General features: G+C 40.5%; 23 protein-coding genes and 1 pseudogene. 11 read left to right on the top strand and 13 right to left on the bottom strand.

Going from position 1 to position 16,736, the window contains the following annotated elements:
- Window positions 1-72: 72 nt before the first annotated feature.
- Window positions 73-1,956, bottom strand: a pseudogene (mobC, locus tag EPX21_RS18325) (conjugal transfer protein MobC); the annotation flags it as partial.
- Between the two features lie 206 nt (window positions 1,957-2,162).
- Between mobC and EPX21_RS18320 the strand changes: the two are divergent.
- A complete protein-coding gene (locus EPX21_RS18320) occupies window positions 2,163-2,927 on the top strand; it encodes an AraC family ligand binding domain-containing protein (protein ID WP_134091132.1) in 765 nt (254 codons plus the stop codon).
- Here EPX21_RS18320 and EPX21_RS18315 read toward each other — a convergent pair.
- The 11 genes from EPX21_RS18315 to EPX21_RS18265 form a co-directional block, all read right to left on the bottom strand.
- On the bottom strand, window positions 2,835-3,170 hold the full coding sequence (locus EPX21_RS18315; RefSeq protein WP_134091131.1) for a response regulator: 336 nt from the start codon (window positions 3,168-3,170) through the stop codon (window positions 2,835-2,837). The two genes, EPX21_RS18320 and EPX21_RS18315, sit on opposite strands and share 93 nt — an antisense overlap.
- Window positions 3,170-3,439: a hypothetical protein gene (locus EPX21_RS18310; RefSeq protein ID WP_134091130.1), complete on the bottom strand. Its 270-nt coding sequence runs from the start codon at window positions 3,437-3,439 to the stop codon at window positions 3,170-3,172. Before EPX21_RS18310 ends, EPX21_RS18315 begins: the two co-directional genes overlap by 1 nt.
- Window positions 3,440-3,606: 167 nt before the next feature.
- The gene (locus EPX21_RS18305) at window positions 3,607-3,894 is read right to left on the bottom strand and encodes a helix-turn-helix domain-containing protein (RefSeq protein WP_134091129.1); all 288 of its coding nucleotides are present in this window, start codon (window positions 3,892-3,894) and stop codon (window positions 3,607-3,609) included.
- The gene (locus EPX21_RS18300; RefSeq protein ID WP_134091128.1) at window positions 3,881-4,186 is read right to left on the bottom strand and encodes a helix-turn-helix domain-containing protein; all 306 of its coding nucleotides are present in this window, start codon (window positions 4,184-4,186) and stop codon (window positions 3,881-3,883) included. The genes EPX21_RS18305 and EPX21_RS18300 overlap by 14 nt, the downstream gene beginning before the upstream one ends.
- A 161-nt stretch (window positions 4,187-4,347) precedes the next feature.
- Window positions 4,348-4,620: a molybdenum ABC transporter permease gene (locus tag EPX21_RS18295; RefSeq protein WP_134091127.1), complete on the bottom strand. Its 273-nt coding sequence runs from the start codon at window positions 4,618-4,620 to the stop codon at window positions 4,348-4,350.
- A gap of 84 nt (window positions 4,621-4,704) precedes the next feature.
- Window positions 4,705-4,899, bottom strand: a complete 195-nt coding sequence (locus EPX21_RS18290; RefSeq protein WP_134091126.1) for a 3-isopropylmalate dehydratase — start codon at window positions 4,897-4,899, stop codon at window positions 4,705-4,707.
- Window positions 4,900-4,950: 51 nt separating this feature from the next.
- Window positions 4,951-5,361, bottom strand: coding sequence for a hypothetical protein (locus tag EPX21_RS18285; RefSeq protein WP_134091125.1), 411 nt, complete (start codon window positions 5,359-5,361; stop codon window positions 4,951-4,953).
- A 19-nt stretch (window positions 5,362-5,380) separates the two neighbouring features.
- Window positions 5,381-5,578: a DNA-binding protein gene (locus EPX21_RS18280; protein WP_134091124.1), complete on the bottom strand. Its 198-nt coding sequence runs from the start codon at window positions 5,576-5,578 to the stop codon at window positions 5,381-5,383.
- Window positions 5,579-5,634: 56 nt separating this feature from the next.
- Complete coding sequence (locus EPX21_RS18275; protein ID WP_134091123.1) at window positions 5,635-6,084, bottom strand: hypothetical protein; 450 nt, start codon at window positions 6,082-6,084, stop codon at window positions 5,635-5,637.
- 3 nt (window positions 6,085-6,087) lie between these two features.
- On the bottom strand, window positions 6,088-6,492 hold the full coding sequence (locus EPX21_RS18270) for a hypothetical protein (RefSeq protein ID WP_134091122.1): 405 nt from the start codon (window positions 6,490-6,492) through the stop codon (window positions 6,088-6,090).
- 53 nt (window positions 6,493-6,545) lie between these two features.
- Window positions 6,546-7,619 (bottom strand): DUF932 domain-containing protein, encoded by a 1,074-nt coding sequence (locus EPX21_RS18265; RefSeq protein ID WP_134091121.1) that lies wholly within the window; start codon window positions 7,617-7,619, stop codon window positions 6,546-6,548.
- A 344-nt stretch (window positions 7,620-7,963) separates the two neighbouring features.
- Here EPX21_RS18265 and EPX21_RS22795 point away from each other — a divergent pair, with 344 nt between their 5' ends.
- A complete protein-coding gene (locus tag EPX21_RS22795; protein ID WP_166670811.1) occupies window positions 7,964-8,104 on the top strand; it encodes a hypothetical protein in 141 nt (46 codons plus the stop codon).
- Between the two features lie 69 nt (window positions 8,105-8,173).
- Here the strand turns inward: EPX21_RS22795 and EPX21_RS18255 are convergent, their stop codons facing one another.
- Complete coding sequence (locus EPX21_RS18255) at window positions 8,174-9,502, bottom strand: site-specific integrase (RefSeq protein ID WP_134091120.1); 1,329 nt, start codon at window positions 9,500-9,502, stop codon at window positions 8,174-8,176.
- A 525-nt stretch (window positions 9,503-10,027) separates the two neighbouring features.
- Between EPX21_RS18255 and EPX21_RS18250 the strand changes: the two genes are divergently transcribed.
- The 9 genes from EPX21_RS18250 (at window position 10,028) to EPX21_RS18210 (ending at window position 16,694) form a co-directional block, all read left to right on the top strand.
- A complete protein-coding gene (locus EPX21_RS18250) occupies window positions 10,028-11,278 on the top strand; it encodes a site-specific integrase (protein WP_134091119.1) in 1,251 nt (416 codons plus the stop codon).
- 625 nt (window positions 11,279-11,903) lie between these two features.
- Window positions 11,904-12,281 carry a single-stranded DNA-binding protein gene (locus EPX21_RS18245; RefSeq protein ID WP_134091118.1) on the top strand — a complete coding sequence of 126 codons (378 nt, stop codon included), beginning with the start codon at window positions 11,904-11,906 and terminating at the stop codon, window positions 12,279-12,281.
- A gap of 35 nt (window positions 12,282-12,316) precedes the next feature.
- Window positions 12,317-13,390 (top strand): DUF932 domain-containing protein, encoded by a 1,074-nt coding sequence (locus tag EPX21_RS18240; protein WP_134091117.1) that lies wholly within the window; start codon window positions 12,317-12,319, stop codon window positions 13,388-13,390.
- 52 nt (window positions 13,391-13,442) lie between these two features.
- Window positions 13,443-13,919, top strand: coding sequence for a hypothetical protein (locus EPX21_RS18235; protein ID WP_134091116.1), 477 nt, complete (start codon window positions 13,443-13,445; stop codon window positions 13,917-13,919).
- Complete coding sequence (locus EPX21_RS18230) at window positions 13,916-14,125, top strand: hypothetical protein (protein ID WP_134091115.1); 210 nt, start codon at window positions 13,916-13,918, stop codon at window positions 14,123-14,125. The genes EPX21_RS18235 and EPX21_RS18230 overlap by 4 nt, the downstream gene beginning before the upstream one ends.
- Window positions 14,122-14,661: a PRTRC system protein E gene (locus EPX21_RS18225; RefSeq protein WP_134091114.1), complete on the top strand. Its 540-nt coding sequence runs from the start codon at window positions 14,122-14,124 to the stop codon at window positions 14,659-14,661. The genes EPX21_RS18230 and EPX21_RS18225 overlap by 4 nt, the downstream gene beginning before the upstream one ends.
- Before the next feature lie 18 nt (window positions 14,662-14,679).
- Window positions 14,680-14,898, top strand: coding sequence for a PRTRC system protein C (locus EPX21_RS18220; protein ID WP_134091113.1), 219 nt, complete (start codon window positions 14,680-14,682; stop codon window positions 14,896-14,898).
- Window positions 14,899-14,915: 17 nt separating this feature from the next.
- Complete coding sequence (locus EPX21_RS18215; RefSeq protein WP_134091112.1) at window positions 14,916-16,070, top strand: hypothetical protein; 1,155 nt, start codon at window positions 14,916-14,918, stop codon at window positions 16,068-16,070.
- A 12-nt stretch (window positions 16,071-16,082) separates the two neighbouring features.
- The gene (locus EPX21_RS18210) at window positions 16,083-16,694 is read left to right on the top strand and encodes a PRTRC system protein B (protein WP_240768727.1); all 612 of its coding nucleotides are present in this window, start codon (window positions 16,083-16,085) and stop codon (window positions 16,692-16,694) included.
- The last annotated feature ends 42 nt before the right edge of the window (window positions 16,695-16,736 follow it).

The following is a 16,736-nucleotide window of genomic DNA, read 5'->3' as shown; positions in this document are numbered from 1 at the left end:
GCTTTTTATCCAAAGATATATTTCACGATCTATTCTCATTTCTTGTATTTATCCTTCAGAGTTCAAACTAACGATATTATCCGCTCCGTTCTCATCGGTAAAGGACAATATCTGCGGTATCTTTTTATAGGCTTTGGTTTCTGCTGCCACCTTATCATTGTCCACCACGATTTCAGCATGGAAGATTTTCTGCTCGATGCGTTCATCGAAGTTATCGGATACCGAACCCACGAACATACCCTGTGTAAGCGTGGAGATTTTAGAGGCTGGTATCAGGCTATCCATTTGGGTGGATATGGAAGTGGATTTTTCATTGCGGTTGATGGTCATGCTCTGCCGTTTCTGCAACACTTTTCCGAAACGCTCACTTAGGCTTTTTGCCGTCTCGCCGACTACCTGACCGGAGAAAATATTACCGACCGTATTTTGGATTACCTTGCTTTCCTTGTCGCCGTAATCCCTTGTTAACTGCGAAAAGTCCTGAAATCCTAAACATACAGCCACCTTATTACTTCTCGCCGTTGCGATAAGATTGTCCAGCCCCCTGAAATAAATTGTGGGCAGCTCATCTATGATAACTGAACTTTTAAGCTGGGCTTTTTTATTGATGAGTTTTACAATGCGGGAATTGTACAAACCCAATGCTGCGGAATAAATATTTTGGCGGTCGGGGTTATTGCCCACACACAAAATCTTTGGCTCTTTCGGGTTATTGATGTCCAGTGTAAAATCGTCTCCGGTCATCACCCAATAAAGCTGCGGACTAATCATTCTTGATAAAGGGATTTTTGCCGATGCTATCTGCCCTTGTAATTGGTCTTGTGCGCCTCCCTGCCACGCATCCATGAACGGCGATAAATAATTTTCCAGTTCCGGGTATGAAGTAAGTATTGTAAATACGTCTGCGTATTTTTTGTTCAGCAATTCGATGGCGTGGGGAAAGGTGCAATACTTGCCATCTTCGTAAATTCTCAAATACCAAATGATAGCAGCTAATAAAATAATTGGGCTATCCACAAAAAAATCCCCTTGTTTCAAAATCCAGCTTTTGTTAAGGTTGAGCATGATGGTATAAGCAGCTTCGTAGGCATCCGATATGTCCGTCATGAAATCAGGATTAAGGGGATTGCATCGGTGGCTCCGGCGTGGGTCATCGAAATTTATCACATAGAATTTGGGCTTTACCTTATACTTATTGGTGTGCTTTAGCAGGTGGTTATAGGCAATGGTGGAAAGGTCATCGAATTTGAAGTCGTAGATGTACATCGAAAAGCCCTTTTCGATGTGCTGTTTGATATAGTTGTTTACGATGGCATACGATTTTCCTGAACCCGGAGTACCCAACACGATTGCGGCACGAAAAGGATTGACCACGTTAATCCAGCCATTGTTCCATTTGCCTTTGTAGTAAAACTTCGTGGGGAGATTGACAGAGTATTCATTTTCCATCAATTTGGTTTCCTGTTGGAAACTCTCGTTCTCATTATTAAATACGTCATCCATGAGGTTGTTGCGGAGCAGTCGGCTCATCCATACCCCCGCCATGAGCAGGGCGATATACCCCATGCCCGTTGTCAGGATGTAAAGCGATGTGGCAATTCCTGCGGACAGCTTTAGTAATGGTGTGTTCAGGAAGAACAGCACAAAGCCGATGGCTAAGGCAACGTAAATCTTAGTCCACGTTATCTTTTCGTTCTTTACGCCCTTAGTACCGAGGCAACTCAACGCCAGTAATACCAGCGCAAAAATCTTGGTGTAAAGCGTGTGTGTAAAAAGCCCTGCGGTGCGGTTGAAATTGGTCAGTATCTTACCGATGATTTCCAGTGTCCAGCCTTGCCCGGCAAAGAACCCATAGCAGAACCAATAGAAGTGCATCAACACGATGATGATGCTTACTGCTCTTATGAAAGCCATGATTTTGGCTAATCCCCTTAAATCGTCTTCTCCTTGCATAATCCAAAAATTTGTTTTGGTGCAAGTGTAGCCGCTATGGATGTTGGCCTGCCGGAAGCGGGGTCAGATGGCTTTTGGTGGCATTATTTGGCACTAATCTAAAACCACAATGACCAAGATGTTAATCCTGGTCATTGATGGTTACGCTTCGGGTAATTTAGTGGCGAAATATATATTTGTTAATTTAGCACCAAAGAATAAACAGAAAAATGTATGAAAACCATTTATCGGGGAATATACGGGTTCGCTCGTCCTTTGAGGTCATTGCGTTGAGAACATACCTTGAAGAACAAAAAGAGAAAGTCACACTTCCGCACACACATGGCTTCTATCAGATAATTTGGTTTAAGTCAGGTAGCGGTATGCACATGGTGGATTTCAATAAATATGAAGTGTTTGAAAATGCGATATTCTTCATCGCAAAAAATCAGGTACAGTGTTTTTCCCTTGCACCAAACAGTGATGGTTTTGTCATCAATTTCGATGAGGAATTTCTCGTGCGGAAAGATGAGGATGTAGATTTTTTCCTGAAATGCAACCTTTTCAATAACCCTTATCAAACGCCCTCCTGTTGTGTGGAAAGCGGTTGGGAATACAAACTGGACGAGTACATTGCCCAAATGCAGGTAGAGCTTTCCGAAAAGAAATCCTACGGTAAGGAAGAATTACTAAGATTGTATTTAAAGGCATTTCTCATTCAGGTACAGCGAAGAAAACACCAGCTTGAAGAAATAGAAAGCGGCATCAATCCTTTCCCGGTTGATGAAAAAAGAAACCTGTTGGTTCCCTTTATCAATGAAGTGGATTTGAACTTCAACAATAACCTTACCGTGAGCCAGTACGCAGACCTGCTCCATATTTCTTCCCGAACCCTCTCCAATCTAACGCTGCAACTTTTGCAGAAACGTCCTATAGCCCGAAACACCTGCTCTCAACATATCCGTAACGCTTTTCACGGCATCGTCCGTACTTAAAAATAATACTCTCAAATGGGGGTGTTCTTCGAGCAGCAATTTAGCCGCCGCAAAATCTTCTTCTACGACACACACATCGGGTAGCTCTACGTCTTTTTTTATTATTTGAAGTGCTTTCTGTACGTTACCGACTTCAAATTGTACGATATAGCCGGAGTTTTCAAGCTGGTTTACGGTAATATATCGAAGCTGTGCATTATCATCCACGATGGCCACCCGGATGGCCTTTTGATTATCGTTCATTATTTTGTTGTTTTATTTTTAAGTTTAAACCATCCCAACCAATTGATACTTGTAGAGATAACGGCTGGCTTTGCCTTTTCTTCCTTTTGTATATCCCGGATGCCATGAGCGACCAGCCAGTCGTAAAAACTTTGGACATCTTCGGGTTGGAAATGTATTATTTTTCCGCTTTTAAGAGATATGCTGAAAAAGTCAATGGTAACGGCAAAAGCCGATAATTCGGAAGCAGGAAATTCAAAGGCAGGATAGGTATTTTTTGCAGTGTCCATAATATCCGTTTTTTGGTGTTGGAGCCTGCAATAAAAAAGCGCAGGCAACTACACTTACCGACATTAAGGCACTGGTACGCCTCTCTCCGAATAAGCGAGCGCCCACGCCAAAGCATGAGCGTTCTTACTTATTGTCTCGGAGATATAAAATTTGCCTTTCTACGTTCTTATGATTTGGCGATATAATTCTGCTCCAAGAGGGTCAGAATATCGCTTTCCTTATAGATAATCTTGCCCCCAATCTGTATATAGGGCAGGATGCTATCGTCACGGTATTGCTGCAATGTCCTTTTGCTGATATGCAACAGTTTACATACATCTTCGCCCGAAAGGTAAATCTCTCCATTGAAGACCGGGCGAAAGTTCTCCAGTATCAACTCCATCCGTGTACGGAGTTCATCGAATTTTCTTTTATAGTATGCTATTTCCTCGGCATCGTTATCAAAAAGTTCCATGCTCATTTGTTTTAGGTGTGGCATCGGAACCAAGCAAACGCTGTACGTCCGAAAATTTATAATAGTTCTTCCGGTTCAGTTTTGAAAAGGGCAAAAGTCCTTTGTCCTTGTAAGATTGCAGGGTACGTTTGGCAATGCCGAGCATCAGGCATACCTCCTGATTATCGAGCCACCTTTCTCCGTTAAAAATGCCTGCATACGCCTCGCTTGCATCGGTGGCAAGCTGTAAGAGTTCGTCCACCTCTTTTGTAAGTTCCATGAGAACCGATTTCGGTATTGCTATCACTTCCATAATCCTTTCCTCCATTTTTCACGTCAGAAATGGAAAATAGGAAAGGTTATAAGGCGTATCTTAAATGCGTGTGTGTTTGGCTTTGAGTGGTAAGGTTTGGCGCAAAAGAAAACGGTACAAGCCTGTAAGACCTGTACCGTTTATAAGATTGTATGGATTGTTTACCGGGGCTTTTGCACTTCTGTATTATTGGATGCTATTTCCTTTTTCTCTCTTGAATATACCCATAACGATAGCAGGCCGAAAATAATCAAAGCATAAGCTAACCATTTGCCGACCCGTTCGATAAACTTAATGGCAACCGATTTTTCATAGCTGGAAAAACCCTCCGCTCCGGTGGGGCTGCGCCTGTAAAACTTCCTGCGGTTAATCCAATAACGTAACGCCAAACCCAATACCAAAAATATAATTCCGATTACTAATGATGATGCCATAATTCTACTGTTTAAAATTTACTACAATATCCGCTCCGCTATAAACAAAAATACAATTTATAAACGTGGGCTGGATGAAGAAAACTACCCAACTTGGGAAAACTTTTTTGTTTTTAACGCTTTTAGTTTCTCGTGCATATCAGACCAATACGCCTGCCGTTCCCTGTCGCTTTCCGTTGGCGGGTGGTGCTGATATTCTTTGTACCAACCTGTTTGCCGAATGGCTTTTTTAAGGTCTGTTACTTCAATCCATTGCCGGTTTTTATCTCTTATTTTCATTGCCCCTGATTTTAAAGGCAACCGCCATTGCAGACGGTCGCCTGTGGATTTCTAATTGCCTTTTAATGTTGTTTTTAATATCCTTTTGCTGCCGAAAAGCAGGTGAATAACCTGTTTTAATTCAATGCTACATTCATTGCTGTAACTATATTCAATCAGGCAATAAATGGTAAAGATTGCATTTTGCTCTGTGTAAAGCAGATTGCCATACCTGCTTGGTTTTCCGTACACGGCTTTGCCATAGTTCTTGATATTGCTATTTGCAACCTCTACAAGCTGATACCAAAATTCTGCTGAAAACTTTGCATTTTTCTTCCATCCTCCACGAATTGACAGCTCGTTTTGTTTGAAGTATTCGCATTGCCTTTTTACCGTCTCTTGCAAGTCTTTTACTTTTTCCGGGAATAGTCTTGTAATCAATTCCCCTTTATCCAAATTGGTCATTTTACTTAATGCTTTCATATCCCGTGATTTTTTGTTGTTAATTTTCGGCGGTATAAACGCCATTTACATAGTAGCCTATAAGCTGTTCCCAAAGCCGTATTAACCCGTCTCTATCTACATAGAAATATTCCGTTTTATTGCAATAAATGATGTGTATAGCTTCGTCTTTGTATTTCGTTTCGAGGCTTTGTGATTTAGCCAAACTTTGGGCTTCTTCTATTGATTTTGCTTTCATATCTCTTGATGACTTTTTTAAAGGCAACCGCCATTGCAGGCGGTCGCCTGTGGTTGTTATTCCCAATCTTCCCTTATGGAGTTTGGGTCTGGTTGTATTACCTCCATATTATCCCATACATAGTTGAAAATTTCCTTTATGTCTTTGTCGGAAAGTTTACGGAGCATGATTGCGTGTCGGTAATCGTCATATAAGTGTATTTCACGATTTGGAAAACTGCCTGTTGCAATTTTACATGCACTTCGTCCGCTCCTTATACATAGATGCAGTGTATTATCACTCCAACCCTCATAACCGAGTATAAGCGTTTCATCCAAAGGAACTGCACCGGGCAAAGCCTTGTTAACAGTAGGGTCTGTGAATGTCAATTTTGCAAGGCGGTTGCAATAGGGCATACCCTCATGTTCTGCCATCGTTTTGGCAAACAATACCTGCTCAATTGCTCCTTTGGGGTTTTCTATACCAAATAGCGGGGTTTCAATACTGAATGAGATTTTATTTTTCATGTCTTATTTGTTTATATTTTTTATCATTTTTTCATGTCCAAAAAGCAGGTGTATCGCCTCTTTTAACTTGCTGTCGCAATTTTCCCTCTCTGCATATTCTATCAGGCAGTTTGCGAGAAATATCGCATTGTAGCCGTCAAAAAGCTGGTCGGAAAATACCCGCAAGCTGCGGTGTAACATTACGTTGTACCGCTTTAACATCTGTTCGGTATTGCCTACCAAGCCAAACCAAAAATCTGCGGTTATTATGGACTTGTCTGCCCAAATGCTGCGCATATATTCCTCCTGCGCTCTGAAACGCTCCGTTTCCTCTTGTACAAAAACGGTCAATTCTTTAAGGGTGTCGGGGAATAGCTTTGCAAGCAAATACGCCCGTTCTACATTGGTCATTTCTTTTAATGCTTTCATTGTATTGATTTTTTTAAAGGCGACCACCATTGCAGGCAGTCGCCTGTGATTGATTAATTAAAACTGAAAATATCCGCTCCGTCCTGCGCAAAGGCTGTGCATAGGTCAAAGGCTTTTTGGGTCTTTAACTGCGCAGTACCACCCATTACAATACTCTGTAATTTGGCTTCATCATTCTTGTAATTGCGTACATTCTGATAGTAGCCTGTCACGGCATTGTATGCTCCGAACAGTGTGCCTTTAGTGGTATTCATTTGTTGCGTGTCGCTTGTCATGGCGTATGCAAAGGCATCATCTACGATATTTTTGAATACGGTGGAAATTTCATCGTAATTGCCTTTTTCCAAGTGGGTCAGGGTTTCCTTGTTTGGGCATAGCGCAAGCTGTATCAGCTTTCTAACCTCCCTGTCAGATACCTGTACTTTCGTCCATTGGTTAAAAATCCCCTCTAACTGATTGCTAAGGGTGTTCGCCAATCCCATAACTTTATGCGCATTGTCAAGACGTTGTTTTGCTCCTGAAGTGTGCTTAATGCGTACAACGTTGCTCATGTTGTGAAGTGATGCGTTAAGCGTGTTTTGGCAAACGATACGAATAGGTGTAAACGCTGCGGTTATGCTGCCGCTACCGTCATGGCTTGTTGTAAGGAAGATGTATTTTTCGGTTACATCGTCCCCGTTCCCTACACGGATATAGTCGGGCAATTTTGCAGTAATGAAAATGCGTTCGCCGTTTCCTAATGCTCCTGCTGTCTCGTACAGGATGCCATCGCCACCGCCTACGATTTCATCAAAGAAATTAAAGGCTTCCCGGTTCTGCACTATATGGTAGTCTTTGCCCACTACGCCTAATACTGCATTGTTATCGGTTCTGATATTGGCGAAGTAGTTGGGTACGTGTAACTGGCTGTCCGCTATCTCAATGCCCTGTGCGGTTTCGATGATATTGGAGCCTGTGGTAAACAACGGACTTTTTACGACTTCGTAGTCAAGCCCTGCGTGTTTTATCGCTTCCGCACTTGTCGGGTAATCCTCGATGATTTGCCCTAAGTTGTGCCATGCTTTTTCCTTTACGCTAAAGAATGAATAACGTCCTGTACTGCTGTTGAAATTAAGATTGTGTGCCATGATTTTTATTTTTTAGTGATTGTTTTGAATTGATTTTTTTCTGATTTATTCGGTAATGAGAGGAGGTGCTGTTTCGTTTCATTACCATTTCCAATGCTGTTAATCTTCATGCTTGACATTTTTTTTATTCGTCTAAAGAGCCGGAGTATGCTATGTTTCGTTTCACGAGCAGGAAAGGTTAGTGTTTAGGCGACACAAGGTTTTGGGAAAAAATATTTGCCCAGCGGGCGGGGATTTTTTTTCAAACTTGCATGACCTTTTGTCGGCGTTAAGAACACGGTCATACCTTTGCTCTTGGAACGAAACAAAAACAGCATACAGGCTCTTTGAATAAAAAAACAGGGATGGAAATAATGAAGATGGCATTGGCAAATGGTTCCCAATGGATTGAAATAACACTTCTAATTCACTGGATTTCTGAAATCCGTTTTGATACTATATGTGGCTATGAAAGCCACATGGATTTTGGAGGAATAGATTTATAGCAAACCCAAAGTAATGGGCATAAAAAAAGCAGGATGGTTAAATCCTGCTCAAACGGTGTAACGATAATACTAAACGGCAAATTCTAATTCTTCTTCATCAACAATAACCTTGACATTGGTAATAACTTCCTCCTGCGTAGCTTCTTCCGCTTGCATGGCAACAAATGCGTTTTCCATAGCTGCGAATTTTGGAGAAACCAAATCCATATCCTTGCTGATTTTTTGGCTGGTAATCTTGGCATAAATCTGTGTAGTAGTGATATGCTTATGCCCCATCATTTTGCTAAGGCTTTCAAGAGGTACACCCTCCGTTAAGAACATTGTGGCGAATGTATGACGGGCTGTGTGGAACGATATTTTCTGCTCTGTAACAATGCCCGCTTCGTCAATAAGTTTTCTTACGTGGACGTTACAGGTTGAGTTGGATGGAACCGGAAATATAAAATCATTGCGTGTAACCCCCCTGTACTTTTCAATGATACGTTTGGGGATTTCCATAAGCCGGACGTTGGACGCAACGTCTGACTTTTTCCTCCTGCTGATAATCCATTGATGCCCGTCAAAAAAGGATTGAATATTGCTCCATTTCAGCTTCTTAATATCAATGTACGAAAGCCCGGTAAAACAACTGAAAATAAACAGGTCTTTTACGAGTTCATACCGCTGTTTGGATGGCTTTAAAAGCATGAGTGTCTCCACATCTTCTTTTAAAAGGTAGCTACGGTCGGTTTCCTCCATACTGATTTCATAATCGGCAAAAGGATTATCCCGTATCAACTTGCATTTGACCGCAAGCTTCGCCAGTGCGATAACTGGCATGGTATAGACCCATACGGTATTATGGGTACATTCCTTGTCAATCCTCAAAAAGAAGTCAAACTCACGTATAAAGTCCGACTTCAATTCCCGGAAAGCCATATCCTCCCTGTGGTAGCGTAGCTTGATAAACTCCGCAAGGTGGTCATACACTTTCTTATATTTGGCTAAAGTGCTTTTTGACCTTTCACCTTTTTCCACCATTCTTTCAAATTCCTTATTCTCATTTTGAAAGACCTTTAGTATAGCATCATCCATCACGCCAACACCGAGAAACGTGAGCTTTACCTTGTCGGCGGTGGCAAAGCCCTCGTCTTTCATCATGTCCTCGTAAATCTTGTCGATGCGTGTCCGTATTTTATCCAGCTTGCCGTTTAGGGTTACGGCAACGTTGCTCTTGCCCAAAACACGTCCATACTTCAAATCCCAATTGTCGGGGTGGATTTCCAGCTTGGTACTGAATGATGCAGGTTTTCCATCAACGGTAATTCTTCCCATGATGGCTACCGCTCCATTCTTCTTTGGCTCGTTTTTCTTTAGGTAGAAAAGTAGCTTAAACGTTGACCTTTTCGTCTGTTCCATAACTCAATTGTTTAATGTTTTAAAATTAAAAATCAATGAGTTACAAGGGGAGATGAAAAGGAGTGCAAAAGACTGAAATATAATCAGTTATATTGAGGTTGGTTAGGCGGTAATCAGTAACGATTTAGTAACCTAACCCTGTCTTTTTAAGCCCAAAAACCAAAGTACAGAGACTTCCAATTTCAGCCCCACGTTTTATAAACTACTGTGTTTTAGCGGACTTCGCCGTTTTGCTTATTTTTGCTTTTTGCCATTATTTTTTTCAAAAAATATTAGCAGAAAGCAAAATTAAGCAAAATGGTTAAGACCATTCATATACAGTAGTTTATAAAACGTGAGGGAAAATTTGGAAGTAGGTGTCCGACAGGTTTTGAGCTTAAAATGACAAGGTTAGGTTACTAAATCGTTACTGACTATAATCCAATCGGCAACGACATAATACGTTATATTTCAGTCATTTGCACTTGTTTTCATATCCCCTTGTAACTCAATAAAATTTAATTTTAAACGTTAAACAATTGAGTTATGGAACAAGAGAAAAGATCCACATTCAAACTGCTTTTCTACCTGAAGAAGAATGAACCTAAGAAGAACGGTAACGTGCCTGTTATGGGACGTATCACTATTGACGGAATACCAAAATCCTTTAGTACCAAACTGGACATCAACCCCAATAATTGGGATTTAAAGCACGGAAGAGTTTTAGGTAAAAGTGCCCAGGCCCTGGGTACCAATCTCAAATTGGACAATATTCGGGTGCGTATCAACAAGATTTACGATGATATGCTCAAGGATGAAGGCTTTGCAACTTCACAAAAAGTAAAGCTGTCCTTTTTAGGGGTTGGTGTAATGGATGATGCCATTCTTAAAGTATTTAAAGACCAGAATGAGGATTTTGAAAGGATGGTCAGCAAAGGAAAACGTTCTCAGAATACTTACAATAAATACAAGACTGTATACAACCATCTTAATGAATTTATCAAGGAACGCTATCACAGGGAAGATTTGGCATTTCGGGAACTTACTTCAGACTTTATCCGGGAGTTCGATTTCTTTCTACGAATAGATAAAGAATGTACACATAATACGGTTTGGGTTTATACCATGCCGGTTATTGCTTTGGCTGATCTTGCGATTAAAAAAGGCCTTATACGCCAAAACCCTTTTGAAGATTACGAAATCAGTATGGAAGAAACTGATCGTAGCTATCTTTTAAAGGAGAATGTAGAAAAGCTAATGCTTCTAAAACCGTCGAAGGACAAATATGAATTTGTAAAAGATATTTTCATTTTCAGTTGCTTTACAGGCCTTTCTTATATTGATATTCAAAAGCTGAAATGGAGCAACATACAGTCCTTTTTTGATGGACACCAATGGATCATCAGCAGAAGAAAAAAATCAGATGTTGCTTCAAACGTCCGCCTATTGGAAATTCCGAAACGTATAATTGAAAAATACAGGGGACTTACACGTAACGATTATGTTTTTCCGGTTCCTTCCAATGCTACCTGCAATAGCCATGTAAAGAAAATGATAGAAGAAGCAGAAATTGTTACAGAACAGAAAATAACCTTTCATACTGCACGCCACACATTTGCTACCATGTTCCTGACCGAAGGTGTTCCACTTGAAAGCCTTAGCAAAATGATGGGACATAAAAATATTTCTACCACACAGATTTACGCCAAGATTACAAGTCAAAAAATCAGCAAGGATATGGATTTGGTGGCTCCTAAATTTAAGGAGATTGAAGACGCATTTTTGACAGTCTTATAATTAACTTCTATCAATAACGAGCAGAACTTATCGGTTCTGCTTTTTTTTTTTGTAGCCAAAGCACATTTACTTTACTTTCCTATTCCCCTACTGTAAAAGAGCTTTTCGGCTACTCCTGGAACAGAAGATTAAAAAATATTGCCATCAACTTCTCCCATACAAAATAATTTTTTAATCCTCCGTAAGTGTGGCTCTAATAGGCACACAGCTTTGAAAAAGTGTTTTAAAAATTCAGCGAATTGGAAGTGTTATTTCAATTCACTGTAAACCATTTCTCAATGCCATCTTCTTGGCTTCCACATTCATTTTATCCAAAGACCCGTATGCTTTTTTGTCCCATTTCAAGAGCAAAGGTATTTCCGTGTTCTTAACGCATCACAAAGGTCAGGCAAGTTTGGAAAATAATCTCCACCCTTTGGGTAGTATTTTTTTCCAAAACCTTGGTGCTGCTAAACACGAACCTTTTATGCTCGTGAAACGAAACATAGCATACTCCGGCTCTTTAAACGAATAAAAAAAATGTCAGACAGAAAGATTAAAAACATTGGAAATGGTAATGAAACGAAACAGCGCCTCCTCTCATTGCCGAATAAATCTAAAAAATAATAACTCAAAATTAAAGAATATGAACATCACAGGAAGACTGACAAGGGATGCGGAAGTACGCACAACGTCACAGGAAAAACAAGTAGTAAACTTTTCGATAGCAACCAACGACAGCTACCGTAACAAACAGGGCGAACGCATAGAGCAAACTACCTATTTCGATTGCTCATACTGGATAAGCCCGAATGTAGCGAAGATACTCACTAAAGGCACATTGGTAGAGCTGACAGGCAGGGTAAGTGCTAGGGCGTGGACAGGTAATGACGGAGAAGCACACGCAGGATTAAATTTCCATACCTCAAACATCAAACTGCACGGAGGGGGCAAGAAATCAGAAACCGCACAAACTACCACAGGAACAAGCAACAACAAGGCTGAGGACGACCTCCCATTTTAACAACGAATATTTCAAACATTTAAAATCATTTTATCATGGCACATAATATCAATTTCAACGAGAGAACAGGGCGTTATTCATTCTTTAGCGTACAACAAAAAGCGTGGCACGGTTTAGGGCAAATCGTGGAGCAATACCCTACAAGCGAGGAAGCTATCAAATATGCAGGGTTAGATTATGAAGTCGTAAAATCTCCATTGTTTACAAAAGGTTCGGACATTATCGAAACCACCAATGGCATAGAGATAGGCAGTACTGAATTAGAAGTACCTAATTATTACGCTAACATTCGCACCGATAACAATGCAGTATTGGGAGTAGTCGGCAAGGATTACCACATTGTACAAAACCGTGAAGCCTTTAATTTCTTTGATGCCATTGTAGGCGGTGGCGAGGGCATTCTGTACGAAACCGCAGGAGCATTAGGCAACGGAGAACGCATTTTCATCACAGCCAAACTGCCCGACTATATTCGTGTGGGTAATGGCGATGATGTTACGGAAAAGTACATTTTCTTAACTACTTCGCACGATGGTAGCGGAAGTATCACAGCCGCATTTACACCAATCCGTATCGTTTGCCAAAACACCTTAAACGCTTCGTTACGCAGTATGACCAACGTTGTCCGCATCAAACACACTTCGGGAGCAAAACAACGTATCGAGAACGCTCACAAGATTATGGGACTTGCAAACACATTGAGCAACCAATTAGAGGGCATTTTCAACGAATGGGCAAAAGTAAAGGTAACAGACCGTGAAATTAAAAAGCTAATCCAATTGGCACTTTGCCCGAATAAGGAAACGCTTGACCTTATCAAAAAAGGTGCAGAAGATGAAATTTCCACCGTGTTCAAAAACACCGTAGAGGATGCCTTTGCATACGCAATGATAAGCGACACCCAACAAATGAATACTACCAAAGGTACATTGTTCGGAGCGTATAATGCGGTTACTGGCTACTATCAGAACGTAAGAAAGTACAAAGACGATGAAGCCAAGTTACAGAGTATTGTACTGGGTGGAACTGCTCAACTCAAGTCACAGAAAGCATTTGAATTGTGTAATGGCTTTGCATTAGATGGAGCAGAAATCTTTAATCTTAATTAAATAACAACAGGCTACCGCTTTAGTCGGTGGTAGCCTACTAAAAATATTCATTATGGCAAATTGGTGCAGTAATACGGTTGTATTCGAGGGAAAACCCGAAACAATCACAGCAATACAGGAACTTTTTCAATTAATGAAGAAAGAGGAAGAAGAAACAGAAGAAGGACGATTACCCGAATTTATTTCTAAAGACAATGGCGGTTATTTCTTCAATATCTATTGGAACGAGGGCGATGAAGGACAATTTCAGTATGAAACAAAGTGGTCGCCTAATATAGAAATCATTCAAAAGATAGCGGAACATTACGATGTGAATTTTACACACGACTATGAAGAAATAGGCAATCTAGTATATGGCAGAGCAACATTTTTTGACAAGGTACTCACAGATATTTATTTAGAGGACGAGGATTTTGAGCAATACAATTTCAATGAAGAAACAGATACGTACCATTTCGAGGGGAAAACATTCGATAGCGATTGTGAGATACTAGAAACACTTTTAGAACGAAAACTATCATTGCTATGAAAATAACAGACTTGAACGGTTGTCTTATTGAGGTAACGAACCTCAGAGAAGCTATTGAAATAGCAAGGCAGTACAAAGAGTATCGCCACGAGGATAAAAGTTTCTCAGAGTTTGACAAACGGCAAAAAGCCTATTGGGCAGATATGCACGAGAAACTAGAAAAAGCAAAGGAAAAAGCAACAACAATTAAAATTTCAGAACTATGAACGCAAATTTTTTCAATCAGATAGCACAGTTGGACTTTACAGGAGTTTTACAACTAAACATAGCCAAAGGAGCAGAAAGCAACCTAATCGTATCAATAATACTCAACAACGAGCAATGCGGAGATAACGCTAAAAACCTCATTCCCCCATTGACATTTAACGCCACACCACAGGAGTTTGACGAGGGATTTTTTCAGCAGATAACCACACCTATACAAAAGGCTTCGGGCTTAATGGTGGATATGGAAGTATTTATGAAGCAATTAGAAGAAGCTAAAAAACAATCAGCAATGGACAAAGAAAAAACAGAGAAAGAGAAAAAAGATAAGGAAGCCAAAGACAAGAAGTATAAAGATGGTATGGCAAAGGCTGACGAACTGGAGAAAGACGGCAAATTCCGTGATGCGTGGATGAAAGTACCCGATATAACAGAGTTTCCCGAAAAAGCGGACGAAATCCGTAAACGCAAAACGGAATTATCGGAGAAGTTTTCAACACCGAGCCTTTTCGGAGCAGGACAGGAACAAATTGTTTAACGCCAAAATTCAAAAACCATGTTATTAGCAAAGCAATTAGAGAGAGTATTTATACTCAGTGATAAAGGACAACAAATTAAACTGACCGACCCCGAACCAAAATGGAGCGTGGAAGCCGTGATGAATTTCTATGCAAATTCTTATCCGATACTGACCACTGCCAAAGTACCTGCCCCTGTTATCCGTGACGATACAGTACAGTACCGATTTGAGAGTGTAATGGGAACAAAAGGTTAAACCAAAAATCAAAAAAAATGAATTATGCAAGGCAACATCATATCGGGCATCATCAAAACCCCACAACAACCCAAACAGCGGACTTTGCACAAACAATTGGGCGAGTTCGCAGACTGGATGCAAAGACCAAAGAACGCAGACGAAATAAGAAAAGACAAACTGAAATCGGTACCGATAACGGTGCTACCAATGGTTTTCTAAAATGCTCATTTCTGCCTAAACTGCAAGAAGCACAAACCGTACAGGCTTGTGGAAAACCCGAAAAGACGGAAAGGGATTTTTATCAGTCCCTTTCCAAATTGGCAGGTCATTACGGTATACAACCTATGCAGTCCAGGCAATACGGCTATCCCTACAATATCGCTTTGGCTTTGGATGATACAGAAGAACAGTTAAGGAAAAAGTTTTGCGATTGGGAAGAAATACGTTTGATACAGGATAGTAAGAAAACTTATTTCGTTAGCGAGGAACGGTACAGTACAGGTGCGACCCTGTATTACATTCCTGTAGTGCCGTTGTACCGACTATCCAAGAACCCCACCCGTAAGCAAGCCGTACAGTTATTGCAGTCGGTGTGTGCCTACCTGTACCATATTGCAGATGTTCCCTATTATCGACAGGAAAGCAGTTACCTATATTGGATGTATGAAATGGTAACAGAGTGGATTGTAAGCGATGACGAGAATGACGACACCACAAGGTATTTAAGCGAGATTAGGCAATCAGAACATATAGGCGAACGTATGGAGCAGAAAATTTACAACAAGCACAATTTGAGCCGATTTGCCCTCCGTTTAAACTCCTTTAAAATAAAAGATGGCTTTGACCAAGATTGCTACAAACTGGCAAGTGAAGCCTTTGTCTTGTATGAACAATTTCCGAATGCCAACATAAACCGCAATGCCCTGCCAAACGGAGAGGCAAGCGAAGAAGATATGGAAAATAGTATAGGAATGGAAAAGTATGTTTCCTTTTGTGCCGATGCTAAAGGCATTTTGTTTCAAACACTTTTTGAGAGCGTGAACACCGAGTTGCAGGAATACGGACAAATGGAAGAACCTACCATTGTGAAAAGGTTTGATGGTAGTGATATTACTGCCAATACCCTTGAGTTTGAAAACCGTGTTTTTGCCTTAATTGAGGAATTGATATACATACTGAATAACTATTAGATACAGCAAGCGATGAAAGATATAACACAAGACTTCGGAACACTATACCACCCTTTATCGGCTTTGGTTTTTTACCAAACCAAAGGGAATAATAAATACACCTATGTAGAACATTTTGATATGGACAAGAACGGTAATCCTATCAACGCCCATCCTTTGACCGAAAGAGAAGCCAAAGTATTGGCAAAAGCACTCAATACCAAAAAGGAAAAGAGCAAGGCATTTTTAAAATCTAACGGCATTCTGCCTACCAATGTCCTGCACATTAATCCGAGTGAAAACGGTACGGTACTTTGGTACACCAAGCCCCGAAAAGTAAAAATGTTCTTTACTGAAAGTCTTGAAATACCAAACGGTACGGCGAAAGTACCTGCAATGCTTTGGTATGCAAGCAAGCAGAGCCTTATTGTTTTTGCACTAGAAAAAGACCGCAGACCTACCGAAAATACCGTATTATTTCACGCACCATTTTTCAATGTTTACGAGGACGGACACGTATGTATGGGGACTGTAGATATCAATATCAAAAATTCAGCTTCGGTTGAAGAATTTATGCAAGCGTGGGAAAGCTACTTTTTTAACAGCTATGTAAATCGTCAGCAAAAAGTGGACACGATATTTTAAAAACTTAAGGAGTGTTTTCATCAAAAACGTTAGATTTAATTA

Origin of the sequence: Olivibacter sp. XZL3, assembly GCF_004368405.1 — a bacterium.
Lineage (GTDB): Bacteria > Bacteroidota > Bacteroidia > Sphingobacteriales > Sphingobacteriaceae > Olivibacter.
Note: the sequence above shows the minus strand (reverse complement) of the source record. Positions and strands in the feature narration are given on the sequence as shown.

Coding starts and splice junctions, on each gene's coding strand:
- EPX21_RS18235 (WP_134091116.1), top strand. CDS start 13,443: ATGGCAAATTGGTGCAGTAATACGGTTGTATTCGAGGGAAAACCCGAA.
- EPX21_RS18215 (WP_134091112.1), top strand. CDS start 14,916: ATGAATTATGCAAGGCAACATCATATCGGGCATCATCAAAACCCCACA.
- EPX21_RS18275 (WP_134091123.1), bottom strand. CDS start 6,084: ATGAAAAATAAAATCTCATTCAGTATTGAAACCCCGCTATTTGGTATA.
- EPX21_RS18220 (WP_134091113.1), top strand. CDS start 14,680: ATGTTATTAGCAAAGCAATTAGAGAGAGTATTTATACTCAGTGATAAA.
- EPX21_RS18250 (WP_134091119.1), top strand. CDS start 10,028: ATGGAACAAGAGAAAAGATCCACATTCAAACTGCTTTTCTACCTGAAG.
- EPX21_RS18245 (WP_134091118.1), top strand. CDS start 11,904: ATGAACATCACAGGAAGACTGACAAGGGATGCGGAAGTACGCACAACG.
- EPX21_RS18225 (WP_134091114.1), top strand. CDS start 14,122: ATGAACGCAAATTTTTTCAATCAGATAGCACAGTTGGACTTTACAGGA.
- EPX21_RS18290 (WP_134091126.1), bottom strand. CDS start 4,899: ATGAAAATAAGAGATAAAAACCGGCAATGGATTGAAGTAACAGACCTT.
- EPX21_RS18255 (WP_134091120.1), bottom strand. CDS start 9,502: ATGGAACAGACGAAAAGGTCAACGTTTAAGCTACTTTTCTACCTAAAG.
- EPX21_RS18310 (WP_134091130.1), bottom strand. CDS start 3,439: ATGGACACTGCAAAAAATACCTATCCTGCCTTTGAATTTCCTGCTTCC.
- EPX21_RS22795 (WP_166670811.1), top strand. CDS start 7,964: ATGGAAATAATGAAGATGGCATTGGCAAATGGTTCCCAATGGATTGAA.
- EPX21_RS18270 (WP_134091122.1), bottom strand. CDS start 6,492: ATGAAAGCATTAAAAGAAATGACCAATGTAGAACGGGCGTATTTGCTT.
- EPX21_RS18230 (WP_134091115.1), top strand. CDS start 13,916: ATGAAAATAACAGACTTGAACGGTTGTCTTATTGAGGTAACGAACCTC.
- EPX21_RS18210 (WP_240768727.1), top strand. CDS start 16,083: ATGAAAGATATAACACAAGACTTCGGAACACTATACCACCCTTTATCG.
- EPX21_RS18280 (WP_134091124.1), bottom strand. CDS start 5,578: ATGAAAGCAAAATCAATAGAAGAAGCCCAAAGTTTGGCTAAATCACAA.
- EPX21_RS18300 (WP_134091128.1), bottom strand. CDS start 4,186: ATGGAAGTGATAGCAATACCGAAATCGGTTCTCATGGAACTTACAAAA.
- EPX21_RS18320 (WP_134091132.1), top strand. CDS start 2,163: ATGTATGAAAACCATTTATCGGGGAATATACGGGTTCGCTCGTCCTTT.
- EPX21_RS18295 (WP_134091127.1), bottom strand. CDS start 4,620: ATGGCATCATCATTAGTAATCGGAATTATATTTTTGGTATTGGGTTTG.
- EPX21_RS18315 (WP_134091131.1), bottom strand. CDS start 3,170: ATGAACGATAATCAAAAGGCCATCCGGGTGGCCATCGTGGATGATAAT.
- EPX21_RS18305 (WP_134091129.1), bottom strand. CDS start 3,894: ATGGAACTTTTTGATAACGATGCCGAGGAAATAGCATACTATAAAAGA.
- EPX21_RS18240 (WP_134091117.1), top strand. CDS start 12,317: ATGGCACATAATATCAATTTCAACGAGAGAACAGGGCGTTATTCATTC.
- EPX21_RS18285 (WP_134091125.1), bottom strand. CDS start 5,361: ATGAAAGCATTAAGTAAAATGACCAATTTGGATAAAGGGGAATTGATT.
- EPX21_RS18265 (WP_134091121.1), bottom strand. CDS start 7,619: ATGGCACACAATCTTAATTTCAACAGCAGTACAGGACGTTATTCATTC.